14 protein-coding genes and 1 riboswitch are annotated in these 18034 nt (G+C 71.4%); of the genes, 10 read left to right on the top strand and 4 right to left on the bottom strand.

All coding sequences use genetic code 11. From position 1 onward, the window contains the following. Positions 1 to 155 precede the first annotated feature (155 nt). The 3 genes from FHX81_RS17825 (at position 156) to FHX81_RS17815 (ending at position 6793) form a co-directional block, all read left to right on the top strand. A complete protein-coding gene (locus FHX81_RS17825) occupies positions 156 to 3128 on the top strand; it encodes a UvrD-helicase domain-containing protein (protein ID WP_141979243.1) in 2973 nt (990 codons plus the stop codon). A 131-nt stretch (positions 3129 to 3259) separates the two neighbouring features. Next, positions 3260 to 4576 (top strand): alpha-lytic protease prodomain-containing protein, encoded by a 1317-nt coding sequence (locus FHX81_RS17820; protein WP_141979242.1) that lies wholly within the window; start codon positions 3260 to 3262, stop codon positions 4574 to 4576. 237 nt (positions 4577 to 4813) lie between these two features. Continuing rightward, on the top strand, positions 4814 to 6793 hold the full coding sequence (locus FHX81_RS17815) for a serine/threonine-protein kinase (protein ID WP_141979241.1): 1980 nt from the start codon (positions 4814 to 4816) through the stop codon (positions 6791 to 6793). Here the strand turns inward: FHX81_RS17815 and FHX81_RS17810 are convergent. Together FHX81_RS17810 and FHX81_RS17805 are read right to left on the bottom strand one after the other, a co-directional pair. Further along, a complete protein-coding gene (locus FHX81_RS17810) occupies positions 6744 to 6959 on the bottom strand; it encodes a hypothetical protein (RefSeq protein WP_141979240.1) in 216 nt (71 codons plus the stop codon). The genes FHX81_RS17815 and FHX81_RS17810 overlap by 50 nt on opposite strands. A gap of 143 nt (positions 6960 to 7102) precedes the next feature. Continuing rightward, positions 7103 to 7495, bottom strand: coding sequence for a DUF2000 domain-containing protein (locus FHX81_RS17805; protein ID WP_211363503.1), 393 nt, complete (start codon positions 7493 to 7495; stop codon positions 7103 to 7105). A 103-nt stretch (positions 7496 to 7598) separates the two neighbouring features. On the opposite strand from FHX81_RS17805, the gene FHX81_RS17800 reads away from it, so the two are divergent. Then, positions 7599 to 8057 (top strand): Lrp/AsnC family transcriptional regulator, encoded by a 459-nt coding sequence (locus FHX81_RS17800; protein WP_141979238.1) that lies wholly within the window; start codon positions 7599 to 7601, stop codon positions 8055 to 8057. 123 nt (positions 8058 to 8180) lie between these two features. Then, entirely contained in the window at positions 8181 to 9572 is a 1392-nt protein-coding gene (locus tag FHX81_RS17795; protein ID WP_141979237.1) for a stress response protein, read from the top strand. Here FHX81_RS17795 and FHX81_RS17790 read toward each other — a convergent pair. Beyond that, on the bottom strand, positions 9523 to 11094 hold the full coding sequence (locus tag FHX81_RS17790) for a dolichyl-phosphate-mannose--protein mannosyltransferase (RefSeq protein WP_141979236.1): 1572 nt from the start codon (positions 11092 to 11094) through the stop codon (positions 9523 to 9525). The genes FHX81_RS17795 and FHX81_RS17790 overlap by 50 nt on opposite strands. A gap of 24 nt (positions 11095 to 11118) precedes the next feature. Here FHX81_RS17790 and rsmI point away from each other — a divergent pair, with 24 nt between their 5' ends. Next, positions 11119 to 11964: a 16S rRNA (cytidine(1402)-2'-O)-methyltransferase gene (rsmI, locus tag FHX81_RS17785; RefSeq protein ID WP_141979235.1), complete on the top strand. Its 846-nt coding sequence runs from the start codon at positions 11119 to 11121 to the stop codon at positions 11962 to 11964. On the opposite strand, the gene FHX81_RS40605 is transcribed toward rsmI, so the two are convergent. Then, positions 11961 to 12101: a hypothetical protein gene (locus FHX81_RS40605; protein ID WP_170232086.1), complete on the bottom strand. Its 141-nt coding sequence runs from the start codon at positions 12099 to 12101 to the stop codon at positions 11961 to 11963. The two genes, rsmI and FHX81_RS40605, sit on opposite strands and share 4 nt — an antisense overlap. Positions 12102 to 12314: 213 nt before the next feature. Between FHX81_RS40605 and metG the strand changes: the two genes are divergently transcribed. From metG to rsmA, 4 genes are all read left to right on the top strand, one after another. Next, the gene (metG, locus tag FHX81_RS17780) at positions 12315 to 14105 is read left to right on the top strand and encodes a methionine--tRNA ligase (protein ID WP_141979234.1); all 1791 of its coding nucleotides are present in this window, start codon (positions 12315 to 12317) and stop codon (positions 14103 to 14105) included. After that, positions 14102 to 14938, top strand: a complete 837-nt coding sequence (locus tag FHX81_RS17775) for a TatD family hydrolase (protein ID WP_141979233.1) — start codon at positions 14102 to 14104, stop codon at positions 14936 to 14938. Before metG ends, FHX81_RS17775 begins: the two co-directional genes overlap by 4 nt. 280 nt (positions 14939 to 15218) lie before the next feature. Next, entirely contained in the window at positions 15219 to 16649 is a 1431-nt protein-coding gene (locus FHX81_RS17770; RefSeq protein ID WP_141979232.1) for a resuscitation-promoting factor, read from the top strand. Between the two features lie 166 nt (positions 16650 to 16815). Then, positions 16816 to 17694 carry a 16S rRNA (adenine(1518)-N(6)/adenine(1519)-N(6))-dimethyltransferase RsmA gene (gene rsmA, locus FHX81_RS17765; protein ID WP_141979231.1) on the top strand — a complete coding sequence of 293 codons (879 nt, stop codon included), beginning with the start codon at positions 16816 to 16818 and terminating at the stop codon, positions 17692 to 17694. A gap of 86 nt (positions 17695 to 17780) precedes the next feature. After that, positions 17781 to 17873, top strand: a riboswitch (SAM riboswitch). The last annotated feature ends 161 nt before the right edge of the window (positions 17874 to 18034 follow it).

Genomic DNA, 18034 nt, shown 5'->3' with positions numbered 1-18034 from the left:
TGCAGCATGCATGGCCGAGGTGGATCTCAGGAAGGCCCAAGAGGGTGATGTGAGCAACCGTCTGATTTCATTGCCTTACAGGTCTCTGACCGGGTAAGTCGCCGGAGGCACGTCCGACGGAGGGCCGTTGTCGATCACTCACTACGATCTGACCGGTGCGCTTTGTGGCCGATCTCCACATCCACTCCAAGTACTCCCGGGCCTGCAGTCGCGACTGCGACCTCGAACACCTGACCTGGTGGGCTCGGCGCAAGGGAATCTCGCTGGTCGGCACCGGCGACTTCACCCACCCCGCCTGGTACGACCACCTCGGTGAGAACCTGGTCGAGGCCGCGCCCGGGGTGTTCCGGCTGCGGGACGACCTCGACCGCGACATCGACCGCAGGCTGCCGCCGTCGTTGGCGGGGGCGCCGGTGCGGTTCATGTTGTCGGTGGAGATCTCCACCATCTACAAGCGCGGCGACCGCACCCGCAAGGTGCACCACTTGATCTACATGCCCGACCTGTCGTCGGCGGCGCGGTTCAACGCGCGGCTCGCGAAGATCGGCAACCTCGGGTCGGACGGGCGGCCGATCCTCGGGTTGGACTCGCGCGACCTGCTGGAGATCACGCTGGAGTGCGGCGGGTACCTCGTGCCCGCGCACGTGTGGACGCCGTGGTTCGCGGTGCTCGGGTCGAAGTCCGGGTTCGACGCGATCGAGGACTGCTACGTCGACCTCGCCTCCCACGTGTTCGCGGTGGAGACCGGGCTGTCGTCGGACCCGGAGATGAACTGGCGGGTGTCCGGGCTGGACAAGTACCGGCTGGTCAGCAACTCCGACGCGCACTCGCCGCCGGTGTTGGGGCGTGAGGCGACCGTGTTCGACACGGAGCTGGACTACTACTCGGTGCGCAAGGCGTTGGAGACGGGGGAGGGGTTCGCCGGGTCGCTGGAGTTCTTCCCCGAGGAGGGCAAGTACCACGTCGACGGGCACCGCAAGTGCGGTGTGCGGATGGAACCGCGGGAGACGTCGGCGCACAACGGGACCTGCCCGGAGTGCGGCAAGCCGTTGACGGTCGGGGTGCTCAGCCGGGTCGAGGAGCTGGCCGACCGGCCGCACGGCGCGCGGCCGCCGGGCGCGGCCGGGTTCACCAGCCTCGTGCCGCTGCCCGAGGTGGTGAGCGAGATCGTCGGCACCGGGCCCAAGAGCAAGAAGGTGCTGGCGGAGATCGACAAGCTGACCGCCGCGCTCGGGCCGGAGCTGGTGATCCTCCGGGACGTGCCGGTGGACGACATCGCCGCGCACTCGCCGTTGCTGGCCGAGGCGGTGACCCGGCTGCGGCGCGGCGAGGTGGTGCGCGATTCCGGGTACGACGGCGAGTACGGCGTGATCCGGGTGTTCGAGCCCGGCGAGCTGGAGCGCCGGCGGTCGGCCTTCGCGTTGTTCGACTACGACGCCCCGCGGCCGTCTACTGTGGAACGTCCACGGCCCGCTCCCGCTCCCGTCGCCGCTGCCGCCGTTCCCGCTCCGGTCGTGGCCGGTTCGTCCTTGTTGGACGGTCTGGACCCGGAGCAGCGGGCGGCGGCGGAAGTGGACGGTGGGCCGTTGCTGATCATCGCCGGGCCGGGGACGGGCAAGACCCGGACGCTGACCCACCGGATCGCGGACCTCGTGACGTCACGGGGTGTGCCCGCGGCGCAGTGCCTGGCGATCACGTTCACCCGGCGTGCGGCGGAGGAGATGGCCGAACGGCTGGCCGCGTTGGCGCCGGACGCGGTCGGCGAGCTGACGATCGCGACGTTCCACTCGCTCGGGGTGCTGATCCTGCGCGAGCACGGTGCGGCGTTCGGGTTGTCGGCGTCGTTCGGGGTGGCCGACCCGGAGCGGCAGCTCGCGGTGGCCTCGTCCGTGGTGGCGGACGAGAAGGAGGCGCGGGCGCTGGTCGCGGCCGGGGACGCGCGGTACAAGAAGGCGTTGCGGGCGCAGGACCTGGTGGACTTCGACGACCTGATCACGTTGCCGCTGGCGTTGTTGGAGGAGTCGGCCGCGCTGGTCGACGCCTACCGCGCCCGGTGGCGGTGGGTGTCCGTGGACGAGTACCAGGACGTGGACGAGCAGCAGTACCGGCTGCTGCGGCTGCTCGTGCCGCCGGACGGCAACCTGACCGCGATCGGCGACCCGGACCAGGCGATCTACCGGTTCCGGGGCGCGGACGTCGGGTTCTTCCTGCGGTTCCGGGAGGACTTCCCCGGTGCCCGGACCGTGCAGCTGACCAGGAACTACCGGTCTTCGGCGGCGGTGGTGGCGGGCGCGTTGGAGGTGATCGCGCCGTCGTCGCTCGTGCCGGGGCGGGAGCTGCGGCCGATGGCGGACCACGGTGACGCGCCGATCGGCGTGCACCACGCGTCGTCGGAGGCGGCCGAGGCCGCGTTCGTGGCGCGGACCGTCGAGCAGGTGCTGGGCGGCGCGTCGTTCCACGCGTTCGACAGCGGTCGGGTGGTGGGCGACGGGACGCAGGGCCTGGGCTTCGCCGACTTCGCCGTGCTCTACCGGACCGATCGGCAGTCGCGGGCGCTGGTGGAGGCGTTGACCCGGTCCGGGCTGCCGTTCCAGAAGCGGTCGCACGACCGGTTGGCGGACCGCCCCGGGGTGGCGCGGATCGCCCACGACCTGCGGTTCGCCGCCGGGGAGACGGTGTCGGAGCGGGTGCGTGCCGTGGCGGGGGACGACCACACCGCCTACGAGCTGCTGAAACCGCTGGCCGCGTCGTGCGGCACGGACTTCGAGCGCTTCCACTCGGCCCTCGCGCTGGGCGTGGAGGTCGACACGTGGGACCCGCGCGCGGACCGGATCTCGCTGCTCACGCTGCACGCGTCGAAGGGCTTGGAGTTCCCGGTCGTGTTCATCGTCGGGTGCGAGGACGGCCTGCTGCCGCTGCGGTGGCCGGGCGCGGACGACGCGGAGGCGGTGGACGAGGAACGGCGGCTGCTGTTCGTCGGGATGACGCGGGCGCGGCGCCACCTGTTCCTCAGCCACACGAGCGGCCGGCCCCGGTCGCCGTTCCTGGCGGCGCTGGAGTCGTACGAGCGGCTCGGCGACGCCCAGCCGCGGCGCCGGCGCAAGGGCACCCAGCTCAGCCTGCTGTGAAGATCAGGAGTGGACTAGACCATAACCCGGCGTTATGACTGGATTGGCATATCCGGCGGGCGATCCCGCCGGCTAGCGTCACGCTCACGGCCCCGCATCCCGTGTCACCACCCCTGCAAGGAGACGAGCGGATGACTCGACGTAGCGTCGCCGCGGTCGCCGTGGCGGTCCTGAGCGCTGCCGGTCTGGCAGCCGCGCTGGCCACCACGGCCACCGCCGGTCCACCACCGCCCCGGCTCGCCCTGGACGGCGGCATGGTCGACGCCCTGGCGCGCGACCTCCACCTGACCCCCGACCAAGCCCGCGCCCGCCTCCACCGGGAGGCCGACGCGGCCCGCACGGAGGGCACGCTCAAGACCCGCCTCGGCCCGGCCTTCGCCGGCGCCTGGCTGAACGAGGACGCCACCGAGCTCGTCGTCGGCGTCACGGCCGCGTCGCAGATCCAGGCCGTCGAGGCGGCGGGCGCGCGGCCGAAGGTGGTGCAGCGCTCCCTCGCCCAGCTCGACGCCCTCAAGGTCAAGCTCGACCGCAACGCCCGCAACGCGCCGAAGACCGTGCCCGGCTGGTACGTCGACACGCCCACGAACACCGTCGTCCTGCTCGCCCGTGACGCCACGGCCGCGCAAACGTTTGCGCGTGCCAGTGGCCTGGCGGACGCCGACGTCCGGGTCGAGCCGTCGACCGAGGAGCCGCGCCCGCTGATCGACGTGATCGGCGGCAACGCCTACTACATCGGCAGCGGCTCGCGGTGCTCGGTCGGCTTCGCGGTCGAGGGCGGGTTCGTCACCGCCGGGCACTGCGGCCGCGCGGGCGCGAGCACGACCCAGCCCAGCGGCACGTTCGCCGGCTCCAGCTTCCCCGGCAACGACTACGCCTGGGTCCGCACGGCCGCCGGCAACACCGGCCGCGCCCTGGTCAACCGCTACCCCGGCACGGTCCCGGTGGCGGGTTCGACCGAGGCGCCGGTGGGCGCGTCGGTGTGCCGCTCCGGCTCCACCACGGGCTGGCGCTGCGGCACCATCCAGCAGAAGAACACCTCCGTGACCTACCCCGAAGGCACGATCACCGGTCTGACCCGCACGAACGCCTGCGCCGAACCCGGCGACTCCGGCGGCTCGTGGCTGACCGGTGACCAGGCGCAGGGCGTCACCTCCGGTGGCTCCGGGAACTGCACGTCCGGCGGGACGATCTACTTCCAGCCGGTCAACGAGATCCTCCAGGTCTACGGCCTCCGGTTGCTCGTCGGTGGCGGCGGTCCCACCAGCACCACCTCGCCGACCACGACCACCTCCAACCCGGGCCAGACCACCTGGCAGCCAGGCGTCGCGTACGCGACCGGCTCCCTCGTGACGTACGACGGCGTCGGGTACAGGTGCTTGCAGGGGCACACGTCCCAACCAGGCTGGGATCCGCCGGCGGTGCCCGCCTTGTGGGAGCGTGTGAGCTAGCGGCGAGCGCACGCGCCGGGGCCCGGTTCGCGGACACGCGGCGAGCCGGGCCCCATCTCGCGTCACCGGTCGCGGGCCGCCACCACCCCGGCGTCCCGCTCCGGGAGCGGCCCACCGCGCGTGCGGGGCGTGTCGTCGCTGGCCAGCGCGGCGCCACGCGGGCTGATCTGCACGATGTCGCCCGCACAGCGCTGTCGGTGTGGCCCGCACCCGTACCCTGAGAGGCGACGAGAAGGGGTGGTGCGGGTCGTGGAGCTGGCCGAGTCGCTGCTGGCGTGGCTGCACGGCTGGACCGGCGTGCCGCTCTGCCCGGGTGACTGGGCCTGGACCGTCACCGCGTTCGGCGCCCTGATCGGCGTGCTGCCGACGGTCGCCGCCCTGCTGTCGATCACCATCCGCCGCGTCGTCGGCAACTCCTACGGCCCGGTCACCGGCGCGTTGTTCGCCGTGCTCGGCGTGGTCAGCACGCTGGTCGTGCCGTGGATGGCGTTCTCGGCGACCTTCAAGCTGCTGCGCACCCGTGCGCTGCCGGGCACGGAGACGCTGGACTCGACGCCGTGCATGGCGTTCAGCCAGTACGACTACCTGGTCGGCACGCGCTCGTTCGTCACCGCGATCTCCGGCCGGGCGGGGATCGAGGAGGTGATCGCGGCCGGTGTCACCGGGCTGCTCGGGCTGCTCTGCCTGCTGTTCGTGATGCTGCAGGCGGGCTCGGCGTTCCGGCTCGGCCCGAACTGGCCGCGCCGGCTGTTCTGGCCGCCGTTCCTGGTCCTGCTGCTGTCGACGTCCGCGCTGCCGGTCGCGCTCGTGGGCCACCTGCTGCTCGGTTTCTTCCCGATCGCGGTGCTGGGCTCCCTCGTCGTGCGGGTTTTCGGGTTGACTACCGCCATGCTGAACCGCCCCGGTCGCGATCGCGGGAACCCGAGCCCGCAACCCGCGGTGTCGAGAACACCGCCGCCGCAACCCCAGCAACCCCCGGGCCGCCCCGCGCAGGGCCATTCCGCGCAGGGCCATTCCGCGCAGGCGCAGGCCTCGCAGGGCCACCCGCAGCCCGGCCGGCCGCAGCCGAGCCAGCCGCAGAAGCCGCCGCCGTACCAGGTGGAGAAGCCGCCGCCCTACCAGCCGGCGCAGATCCCGCCGTACCAGCCGGTGCCGCCCTACCGGCCGACCCCGCCGCGGCGGCACTACCCGCCGACGCGGGTCGCCGACGTGCCCGCGGTGCCGGTGGAGCCGCCGAAGCCGACCCGAGTGGACCAGTCCGCGCCGTTGGCCGACACGCCCGGCCCGCTGCCGTTCGGCCCCGGGAGCGGCCCGAACAGCGCGCCCACGCCCACGCCCGACTCCGGCAAGGTGTGGAACCCCGCGGGCGGTCGGTTCCGGCGGATCCGCCAGCTCGGTCGCGGCGGGTTCGGCACCGTGTGGCTGGCCGTGGACGAGCAGTTGGCCCGCACGGTCGCGGTCAAGCTCGCGCACGCGCCCGACAACGACACCGAGCAGCGCATGTTGCGTGAAGCGCGCGCTCTGGCCGCCGTGCGGCACCCGAACTGCGTGCGCGTGTTCGACATCGTGCAGGACCCGGACGGCCTGGCGATCGTGATGGAGTACATCGACGGGCAGCCGCTGTCGGACGTGGTGGGCAAGAGCGGCCTGCTCGCCGACACGCTCGCCGCCCGGCTGTGGGTGAACATGGCCGACGCGCTGGCCGCCGCGCACGAGCAGGGCGTGCTGCACCGGGACGTGAAGCCGTCGAACGTCATCGTGGACACCCACGGCACCGCGCACCTGATCGACTTCGGCATCGCCCGGTCCAAGGGCGACAGCACGCTCACCGCCACCGGGATGATGGTCGGCACGCCCGACTTCCTCGCCCCGGAGACCGCCCGCGGCGAGGCGGCGAGCCCCGCGTCCGACGCCTGGCAGTTGGCCGCGACGGTCAGCTACGCGCTCACCGGCCACCCGCCGCGCGGCTCGCGGGAGAACCCGATCTCGTCGCTGATGGCCGCCGCGCAGGGCGAGCCGTGCGTGAAGCTGCCCCAGCACAGCGCCCACACCCGGCTGCTCACCGACGCGCTGGACGCCGACCCGGCCAAGCGGCCGTCGCTGACCGCGATCCGCACCGAGCTCGGCACGTGGCTGTCGCAGGCCGGGTTGAGCAAGGAGGGCCCCGTCACGAGGATGATCGACCGGCCGGAGCCGCCGACCCGACCCGTGCGCTGACCAGCGCCGCGATTCCGATCACCAGCGGCACGGCCGGCGGCGCGCCGGGGAACGCGAGCACCGGCGCGGTGCGGCCGAGGGCGAACGCGGCCGTGCGGCCGCGGAGGAGCGTGACGGCGGCGGCCGGCCCCGCCGCCGTCACGGCCGTGAGCAGGGCGCACAGCACCAGCGAACCGGTCAGGCCGTGCCGTCCGCACGGCCGACAGCGCCACGCCGATCAGCACGGGATCACCGCGACCGAGGGCGCGTGCGACGTGCCGTCCGCCACCCCGGGCCCGAGCACCGCGCCGACGTACATCGCGGTGAGCCTCATGCCAGCAGCGGGAGCTTGCGGGTCAGCCGGGTGACCTCGGCCCGCGGCCCGTGCAGGGCGACGGCGACGAACTCGGGGCCCTCGGCGAGCGCGAGCGCTTCCAGGTACTCCGGGTACGCGCGGGACCGGCGGGCCACCTCGGTGAAGCCGACCGCCAGCACGCCCTCGGCCCGGTGCAGGGCCTTGAGGTGCTCGGCCGACGTCGTCAACACCGGCACCGGGTGGGTGTTCAAACCGAGGTGGACGGTCCCGTCGGCGTCCTTCGCGTCCTCCCCGAGCAGGTCGGGCAGGCGGGCGCCGAGGCTCAGGCCGAGCACCGCGGCCGCGTTCGCGGCGAGGTTGGCCGGCAGGTCGTCACGCAGGACCAGGGCGAGTTTGGTGGGCAGCACGTGGGGTCCATTCGTTCGGTGGATTGACGCCAGGATTGCCCACTTGGATGACTGCTTCCAGTGCCACCGAACTTCGTTCGGCGCGCTGCGGCATGATCGGGACGTGGACGAACTTGATTCGGCGATCATCCGGAATCTGCAACTGGATGCGCGGCTGACCAACCGCGAACTGGCCAGGCGGCTCGGCATCGCCCCGTCGACGTGCCTGGAACGCGTGCGCGCGCTGCGCGAGCGCGGGGTGATCAAGGGCTACCACGCGGACGTGGACCCGGTCGCGCTCAACCGGCCCGTGCAAGCCTTCGTCGCCGCCCGCCTGCGCCCGATGAGCCGGGCCGTGATCGACACCTTCAAGGCCGCCATCGGCGCCCTGCCCGAGGTGACCGCGATGTACGTCGTGGCGGGCGACGACGACTTCCTCATCCACCTCGCCGTGCCGGACCTGGAGCACCTGCACGCGTTCCTCATCGACCGCCTGAGCGAACGCCGCGAGGTGATCAGCTTCCGCAGCTCGGTGATCTACGAGAGCATCCGCAACCCCGTGCTCACCGAGCTGCCGAGCTGACCTTCGCGCGGTCGTGGTCGGCTGCGTCGAACGGGTGAACGCGACGTACCCGGGTAACGGACCCCCGCCGGTTGCCGAATTACGCGATGATCCGTGTGAACAGAACAGTCAGCGAGGTGGGCCGTGTCGTCCGAGGAAAGCCGGCACGCCGCCCGACTGATTCCCACTTCGGGTATCAACGGTGCGGATGAACAAGAACGACGGGCGACTTCCGCATTGCTGGCGGTGATGTCCGCGGTGCGCGAATTCGGGCGGGCGCTCACGCAGCCGTTGGGCGCGCCGGCCGCTCCCGTGCAGACGTTCATCGAGGTCCCGTTCGAACTCGAAGGCCGCAAGGTGATCCCGGACGGGCTGATCCGAGTGGTGCGCGGTCAGCGGTCGTGGACGGCGCTCGTCGAGGTGAAGACCGGTGCCAACGAGCTGCAGGTCGAGCAGGTCGAGAACTACCTCGACGTCGCCCGCGACCGGGGCTTCGACGCGGTGATCACCATCTCCAACGAGATCCCCGCGCTGCCCGGTCAGCACCCCGTGGCGGTCGACCGGCGGAAGCTCAGGAAGGTCGCCCTGCACCACCGGTCATGGACCGAAGTGCTCTGCGAAGCCGTGATGCAGAAGGAGCACCGGGGTGTCGCGGACACCGATCAGGCGTGGATCCTCGGTGAGCTCATCCGCTACCTCGAACACCCGCGATCAGGCGCCATGGCGTTCGAGGACATGGGGCCTGCGTGGGTGCCGCTGCGCGAGTCCGTCCGGACCGGGACGCTACGGGCGACCGACAGGACCGCACCCGAGGTGGCCCTGCGCTTCGACGCCCTCATGCGGTTCGCGTGCCTCCAGCTCGGCCGGCGGCTCGGTGCGGAGGTGACTCCGGCGCTGACCCGCAAGGAGTTGGCCGAGCCGCAGACGCGGGTCGCGAAGCAAGTCGGCCAACTCGTCGCCGAGGGCAAGTTGACCGCCGGTGTCCACATCCCGGGCACGGTCGGCGCGCTCCAGGTGACCGCCGACCTGCGGGCGGGCCGGGTCTCGTGCCACGTCGATTTCGACGGGCCGCGGGAGGGGCGTCCGACCACCCGCGTCAACTGGTTGGTCCGGCAGTTGAAGGACGCGCCGGAAACCGTCCGGCTGGAGGCATTCGCACTGCACGGCCGCGGCGCGGGCGCGTCGGAGCTGCTGCGCACGGTGAGAGGCGACCCGATGGCGTTGGTGGTCGACCCGGCGAAGGAGATCCGCGGATTCCGGGTCGCCATTTCGGTGCCCCTGGGCAGCAAGCGCGGCACTGGCCGGAATTCGTTCATCGATTCCGTGCTCGGTGCCGTCGCGAGTTTCTACGAAGAGGTCGTGCAAAACCTCAAGCCGTGGGCGGCCGCACCGCCGCGGATTCGGCCGGAGGAAGCCTTCGCGCCGCCCGTCGACGTTCCTCCGGCACTCGTGTCCACCGCGCCGTCCTCGCAGGACGGCCCCGAGGTCAGTTCCAGGACGGAAGCCACTTCTGGGCGTCCCACACCTCCGGGGTGATCGGTATGCCGTTGAGGATCGGCCACAGCCACACGAAGTTGGCCACGACCAGGCCCACGTACAGGGCCACGGCGAGCAGGCCGGTGCCCCGGCGCTCCTTGCCGTCGGTCCGCTTGCCGAGCACCTCGCCCAGCGCCAGCGCGATGCCCAGCACCAGGAACGGCGCCATCGGCATCGCGTAGAAGTAGTACATCTGCCGGTCCACGTTGATGAACCACGGCAGGAAGCCCGCGCCGTACCCGACCAGCACCGCCGCGTACCGCCAGTCCAGCTTGGCGATCGCCTGCCACATCGCGAACGCCAGCACCGGGAACGCCAGCCACCACATCGCGGGCGTGCCGATCAGCATGATCGCGCCCACGCAGCTCGGCCCGCCGCAGCCCTGCACGGAGCCCTCGAAGTAGTACAGCATCGGCCGCAGCCCCATCGGCCACGTCCACGGCTTCGACTCCCACGGGTGCCGGTTGGTCTCCGACGTCACCAGCTTGGTGTGGAACTCCAGCACGTTGCCGCTGTAGTACCAGAGCGCCCGCAACGGGGCCGGGATCCAGCCCTCCTCGGGGATCTTCGTGCCCGCGATGTGCCGGTCGATGGCCGTCTCCGACGCGAACCACGCCCACCACGTCGCCAGGTACGCCAGCAGCGGCACGACCAGGAGCGCGAACAGCGACGGCAGCAGGTCCTTGGCGAACGAGCCCAGCCACGGCCGCTCCACGCCCGCCGCACGCCGGGCCAGCGCGCTCCACACCACCGACAGCACGCCGAAGAACGCGATGTACCACACGCCGGACCACTTCACGCCGCACGCGAGACCCAGGGCGATCCCGCCCGCGAACCGCCACCAGCGGAAACCCAGCCACGGCCCGTACGGCGAGTTGGTCACCCAGCCCTCGCGCGTGGCCTCCGCCAGCCGCTTGCGCACCTGGTCCCGGTCCACCACCAGGCACGCGAACGCCACCACCACGAAGAACGTCAGGAACGCGTCCAGCATCCCCATCCGCGACTGCACGTGGCTCAGGCCGTCCGCGATGAGCAGCACACCCGCGATGGCGCCGATCAGGTCCGACCGGGTCATCCGCCGGGCGATCCGCACCACCAGCAGGATCGTCAGCGTGCCCACGGCCGCCGACGCGAACCGCCAGCCCACGCCGTCGTAGCCGAACAGCCACTCGCCGATCGCGATGAGCTGCTTGCCCAGCGGCGGGTGGACGATCAGCTCGTAGCCCGGGTTGTCCTCGTACCCGCCGTTGCGCAGCACCTGCGCGCCCTGCGGCACGTAGTGCTTCTCGTCGAAGATCGGCGTGCCCTTGTCGGTCGGGAACCCGAGGTTCCAGAACCGCACCACGCCGCCGATCAGCGCCACGGACAGGGTGACGAGCCAGCCCCGCAGGGCGGTGCTCATCGGGCCGGGTTCGAGCAGGCGTGCCCGCTGTTCGCGGTCGTTGCCCGGTGGCGGGCTCGTCGGCGGGACCTCGCCGGCTTCGACCACATCGTCTGCGGACTGCGGTGCGATCAGGCTCACGGGCCCGATCGTAGGGTGAGAGGCGTGAGACCTGTATCTGGATCAGGCCGTTTGGTGCTGGCGGCTACTCCGCTCGGCGACGTCCGGGACGCGTCACCGCGCCTGGTCGAGGCGCTGGGCACGGCCGACGTGGTCGCGGCCGAGGACACCAGGCGGCTCCGCTCGCTCGCTTCGGCCCTGGACGTGACGCCTTCGGGGCGGGTGGTGAGCTTCTACGACCAGGTCGAGACGGCCCGGCTGCCCGGCCTGCTGGAGGCGCTGCGGGACGGCCGGACCGTGCTGCTGGTGACCGACGCGGGCATGCCGAGCGTGTCCGACCCCGGCTACCGCCTCGTGGACGCGTGCGTGGCGGAGGACATCCGGGTGACGTGCCTGCCCGGCCCGTCCGCCGTCACGACCGCGCTGGCCGTGTCCGGACTGCCCTCGGACCGCTTCTGCTTCGACGGCTTCCCGCCGCGCAAGCAGGGCGAACGTCGCCGGTGGTTCGCCGCGCTGGCCCAGGAGCCCCGGACGTGCGTCTTCTTCGAATCACCCCATCGGCTGGCGGACACCCTCGCCGACGCCGCGCACGTGCTCGGCCCGGACCGCCGTGCCGCCGTGTGCCGGGAGCTGACCAAGACGTACGAGGAGGTCAAGCGGGGTGGCCTGGGCGAGCTGGCCGAGTGGGCCGCCGAGGGCGTGCGCGGTGAGGTCACCGTCGTGCTGGCCCCCGCCGAAGTCCGCGAGGCCCCTCCGATGGAGGCGCTGGTCGCCGAGGTGCGCCAACGCGTGGCCGACGGGGAACGGCTGAAGACCGCGGCGGCGGAGGTCGCGGAGGCCGCGGGGGTGAGCAAGAAGGCCCTCTACGACGCCGCGATCGGCCAGGGCTAGCTGTTCGGGATCGCCACGGTGATCCAGACGATCGCCCGGAGGCCGCAGGTCAGGCTCGTCAGGATCAGGTGCGGCCCGTGGTTGACGCCGCGTCGACCGGCGATGACGTTGACCTGCACGTCCTGCTGCGGCGCCACGGGCTGGACGTACGGCGGCGGCGCGTACGGCCGGGTCGGCTGTTGGTACGGCTGCCACGCGGCGCTCCGGGAAGGCCGGGCGGGTGGGTACCGCCGTGCATCGAGCGGTCGTCGTAGATCGTTGACCGCCGGCTCCGAACGGGGACCCGCGACCGGCCGCCGCCAGGTCCAACCCGGGAAAACCCGCTGGAAGGACCTCCGTAGGCTTGGCCCATGAGTGCCTCCGTGCTGACCGCGGTGGCGTGGCCCTACGCCAACGGCCCCCGCCACATCGGTCACGTCTCCGGTTTCGGTGTCCCCTCCGACGTGTTCTCCCGCTACATGCGCATGTCGGGCAACCGGGTGCTGATGGTCTCCGGCTCGGACGAGCACGGCACGCCCATCTCGGTCCAGGCCGAGAAGGAGGGCCTGACCACCCGCCAGCTCGTGGACAAGTACCACCGCGTCATCGCCGACGACCTGCACGGCCTGGGGCTGTCCTACGACCTGTTCACCCGCACGACGACCGGCAACCACTACAAGGTGGTGCAGGAGCTGTTCCTCGCCCTCTGGCGCAACGGCTACGTCATCCCCAAGACCGAGATGGGCGCGATCAGCCCCTCCACCGGGCGCACCCTGCCCGACCGCTACATCGAGGGCACCTGCCCGATCTGCGGCTACGACGGCGCCCGCGGCGACCAGTGCGACAACTGCGGCAACCAGCTCGACCCCGTCGACCTGAAGAACCCGCGCTCGCGCATCAACGGCGAGACCCCGAAGTTCGTCGAGACCGAGCACCTGTTCCTCGACCTACCGCAGTTCATCGACGCGCTCGGCGGCTGGCTCCAGACCCGCACCGAGTGGCGGCCGAACGTGCTCAAGTTCAGCCGGAACCTCATCGACGACCTGCGCCCCCGCGCCATCACCCGCGACCTGGACTGGGGCATCCCGATCCCGCTCGACGGCTGGCGCGAGCAGCCGATGAAGCGCTTCTACGTGTGGTTCGACGCGGTGATCGGCTACCTCAGCGCGTCCGTCGAGTGGGCCCGCCGCAGCGGCGACGACGACGCCTGGAAGGAGTTCTGGACCGGTGACGCCCAGGGCTACTACTTCATGGGCAAGGACAACATCGTCTTCCACTCGCTGATCTGGCCCTCCCTGCTCCTCGGGCAGAACGGCCAGGGCGCGAAGGGCGGGCAGCCGGGCGCGTTCGGCACGCTGAACCTGCCCACCGAGGTGGTCAGCTCCGAGTTCCTGACCATGAGCGGATCGAAGTTCTCCACGTCCCGCGGCACGGTCATCTACGTGACGGACTTCCTGAAGGAGTTCGGCCCGGACGCGCTGCGCTACTTCATCTCGGTCGCCGGCCCCGAGAACCAGGACACCGACTTCACCTGGGAGGAGTTCGTCCGCCGCACGAACTTCGAGCTGGCCAACGAGTGGGGCAACCTGGTCAACCGGTCGATCTCCATGGCGCACAAGAACGTGGGCGCGGTGCCGAGGCCGACCAACCCCACCCAGGCCGACCACGAGCTGCTGGAGCTGTCCCGCAAGGCGTTCGACGTGGTCGGCGGGCACCTGCGCCGCTCCCGGTTCAAGCAGGCGTCCGGCGAGGCCATGAAGGTGGTCGGCGCGGCCAACCGCTACCTGTCCGACCAGGAGCCGTGGAAGCTCAAGGACGACCCGGAGCGCCGCGACACCGTGCTGCACACCGCGTTGCAGGTCGTCCAGGACGCCAACGCCCTGCTGACGCCGTTCCTGCCGCACTCGGCGCAGAAGGTGCACGAGGCGCTGGGCGGCACGGGCGTGTGGGCGGCCCAGCCGCAGCTGACCGACGTCGCCGACCTGGACGTGCCCGACCGCGAGTACCCGGTGCTGACCGGCGACTACGCGGGCGAGCAGGCGACGTGGGCGTCCACCCCGATCGAGGTGGGCCGGCCCTTGGCCAAGCCCGCGCCGCTGTTCGCGAAGCTCGACCCCGAGCTGGGCGAGACCGGCCCCGAGTGGGCCCCGATCGTCAAGTGACGAAGCGGAGGGGCGAACGGCCACCGGTACCGGAGGCGCTGCCGGCGCCGGTGGTCGACGCCCACACCCACCTGGACGCGTGCGGCGCGAGGACGCCCGAGCAGGTCCGCGAGGTGGTCGACCGGGCCGTCGAAGCCGGTGTGGACCGGGTGATCACCGTCGCCGACGACCTCGACGCCGCGCGGTGGGCCGCCGAAGCCGCCACGTGGGACGACCGGGTGTTCGCCGCGGTCGCCCTGCACCCGACGCGCACGTCGACGTTCGGCGAGGTGGAGCAGGCCGAGCTGGCACGGCTGGCCGGGCAGCCCAGGGTGGTGGCGATCGGGGAGACCGGTCTGGACTACTACTGGGACTACGCGCCGAGATCCGCGCAGCACGAGGCGTTCCGGTGGCACATCGACCTGGCCAAGCGGGTCGGCAAGCCGTTGATGATCCACGACCGGGACGCGCACGACGACATCCTCGCGGTGCTCGACGCCGAGGGCGCGCCGGACACCGTGGTCTTCCACTGCTTCTCCGGTGACCTCCCCTTCGCGCGCGCGTGCGTGGAGCGGGGGTTCGTGCTGTCCTTCGCGGGCACCACGACGTTCCGCAACGCCCGCGCGTTGCGGGAAGCCGCGCGGTGGGTGCCGGAGGACCACGTGCTGGTGGAGACCGACGCGCCGTTCCTCACGCCCCACCCGTACCGAGGTCGCCCGAACGAGCCCTATTGCGCCAACTACACCCTCCGTGACATGGCGACGCTGCGTGAGACCGACCTCGGTGAGCTGGCCACGAAGATCACCCGAAACGCCGAACGCGTCTTCGGTCTTCGTGACGCGGCGAAGTCGTAATCCTCCTTACGACGAATGGCGGACACACTTGCTCCCCTAACGGAGTGACTGAACTCACAAGGATTGCGGGGGTGTTGGCACAACCACCGCGCACCCGTTACGGTCCCGTGACCGTGCCCCGAGTTCCGATGTCGGGGCGCACCCGCAGTCGGGGCGGGTCACGTTGACACCAGAAGCGCGAAGCCGAACACGCACAGGAGTTGCCGGAGATCACTAGCTGACCACCGACATCGAACGTGCGCGTCGCCGGACTTCGCGCCTTCAGGAGGTATGGCACCCCGTGAACTCGTTCAACGAGGACACCGACTGGTTTACGCCCGTGCAGACACCGATGACCGGTGTCGACGTCCTGGACAGACCCGGGCCGCCGTCCGAGTGGGACACCGCGGTGTTCACCATCACCCCGGACGACGTGCTGGAAGTGCTGGGACCGGACGCCGACGCGCTGCTGGAGAGCGCGAACGTCGACGTCGACGAGCTGATCCGGCTGATCAACGCCGAGACCACGCTCCTGCCCCCGATCATCATCCCCGACGAGGTCTCCCAGGACCGGGTCGCGGGCAGCCTGGCCGCCGAGCAGCCGAGCGCCCCGCCCGCCGCGCTGGTCGAAGCCGCGGGGAAGTGGAAGCGGCGCTTCCTGAAGGCCGCGGTCGCCACCGTGCTGGTGACCATCTCCGGCGGTGGCGCCACCGCGATCGCGATGGACAAGTCCGTCACGGTCGACGTCGACGGCGAGGCCAAGACCGTCCGCACCTACGAGTCCACCGTCGGCGAGATCCTGGCCGACGAGGGCATCACGATCGGCGAGCACGACGCCCTCAGCCCGTCCCCCCAGGCGAAGGTCGGCGACGGCGGCAAGATCTCGCTGGACCGCGGCCGGCTGGTGAAGGCGACGGTCGACGGCGAGCAGCGCGAGGGCTGGGTCCGCTCGGTCACCGTGGACGAGGCGCTGGAGCAGCTGCGGGTGGACGACGAGGGCGCGTGGCTCTCGCACGACCGCGGCATGGACGTCCCCCTCGACGGCCTCTCGCTCGAGGTCAAGAGCCTCAAGACGATCACGCTCTACGACGGCGGCAACGCGCCCCGGCAGATGCGGACGACGGCCGTGACCGTCGAAGAGCTGATGAAGAGCGAGAACCTCACGCTCGGCCCCGAGGACAAGCTCGAGACGGCGATGGACCTGCGCGTCACCAACGGCGCCGAGGTCCACATCACGCGCACCGGCGTGTCGGTGATCAACGCGACGGAGGCCATCCAGCCGCCCGTCGAGGAGGTCAAGGACGACACGATGATGAAGGGCCAGAAAGAGGTCCTGGACCCGGGCGAGGCCGGCGAGCAGATCGTCACCTACCGCGTCACGGTGAAGAACGGCGCCGAGGTCGGCCGCGAGAAGCTGGGCGCGAAGGTCACCAAGGAGCCGAAGCCGAAGAAGGTCAAGGTCGGCACCAAGCTCCCGCCCGACGGCGAGGTCTGGGACCGGCTCGCGTACTGCGAGGCGACCGGCAACTGGGCCATCAACACCGGCAACGGCTACTACGGCGGCCTGCAGTTCAACAAGGGCACGTGGGACGCCTACGGCGGCGCCCAGTACGCCGCGTACCCGCACCAGGCGACCCGCGAGCAGCAGATCGCCGTGGCGACCAAGCTGCGCGACGCCCGCGGCGGCTACTCGGCGTGGCCCCACTGCCAGCAGAAGCTGGGCCTGCCGTGACATGGCGCCGCCTCCGGCGTCGCGGCGAGATCGCCTGGAAGTCGACCGCTCGCGCCTGATCTTCCGACGCTCGACAAGCGTGATCGCCGGAAAATGAGGCGCGAACGATCGACGCGACCTCGCGTGGTGGTCCAGGGGCGTGCGTGACGTGGTGGAGAATGCACGGGTGACTGAGGACTCGACGTCGGCCGGTTCGGGGAGCCACCTCCTCGGGCCGGCCGACGTGCGTCGGCTGGCCGCCGAGCTGGACATCCGGCCCACCAAGAAGCTGGGCCAGAACTTCGTGCACGACCCGAACACGGTGCGGCGCATCGTGGCGGCGGCCGGGTTGCGCCCGGACGACGTGGTGCTGGAGGTCGGCCCCGGGCTGGGCTCGCTCACGCTGGCGTTGCTGCCCTCCTGTCGCGCGCTGGTGGCCGTGGAGATCGACGGTGTGCTGGCCGACCGCCTGCCCGTCACGGTGGCCGAGCGGGCCCCCGACCTCGCGGACCGGCTGACGGTCGTGCACGAGGACGCGATGCGCGTCACGCCGTCCCAACTGCCGCTGGAGCCCACGGCGCTGGTGGCGAACCTGCCCTACAACGTGGCCGTGCCCGTGGTGCTGCACCTGCTGGCCGTGCTGCCGTCGTTGCGCACGGGCCTGGTGATGGTGCAGTCCGAGGTGGCCGACCGGATGGCCGCCGGTCCCGGCAGCAAGGTCTACGGCGTGCCCAGCGTGAAGCTCGCCTGGTACGCCGACGCCCGGCGGGCCGGTCCCGTGCCGCGCTCGGTGTTCTGGCCGGTGCCCAACGTGGACTCGGCGCTGGTCGCGTTCGAGCGGCACGAGCCGCTGTCCACTGTGGATCCGAAGGGGCTGTTCTCGTTGGTGGACGCCGCTTTCGCCCAGCGGCGCAAGATGCTGCGCGGCGCGCTGTCCGGCTGGGCCGGTTCGGCGGCGGAGGCGCAGCGGCTGCTCGAGGCCGCGGGCGTGGACCCGGCGGTGCGCGGCGAACAACTGGCCGTCAGTGACTTCATCCGGATAGCCGAAGCCGCGTCCACTCGGTAGTCGATGATCTTTCGGCCGAAAGTGTGATTTGCCGGACGATCCGTTTTCGGGCTTGCGTCGCACGGGCTCGGTCGGGTGTACTCGTGGTGCCATCCCGAGCGGCCGAGAGACCTGGCTCTACGACGCCGCAGCAACCACCCCTCCATGGGGGCAGGTGCTTCAGCCAGGATCGATGGAGGATCACGTGCCCAGGATGCGAATGCTCACCCGCCGGCGGGTCGTCGACCACGGCCGCCGGACCTCGTCAGCGTGTCGCAGCTTCCGCTGAAGCCCTAGGCGCCTTCGAATCCTCGCGTCCTGCGTTCAGGACACCTGCTGAGCTGAGCCGTCGGTCACGCAC

The organism is Saccharothrix saharensis, assembly GCF_006716745.1.
GTDB classification, from domain to species: domain Bacteria; phylum Actinomycetota; class Actinomycetes; order Mycobacteriales; family Pseudonocardiaceae; genus Actinosynnema; species Actinosynnema saharense.
This window is presented reverse-complemented; position numbering and strand designations above follow the sequence as displayed.

Bases quoted from the DNA above. Each gene is read 5' to 3' on its own strand.
- metG (WP_141979234.1), top strand. From the start codon at position 12,315: ATGAGTGCCTCCGTGCTGACCGCGGTGGCGTGGCCCTACGCCAACGGC.
- FHX81_RS17820 (WP_141979242.1), top strand. From the start codon at position 3,260: ATGACTCGACGTAGCGTCGCCGCGGTCGCCGTGGCGGTCCTGAGCGCT.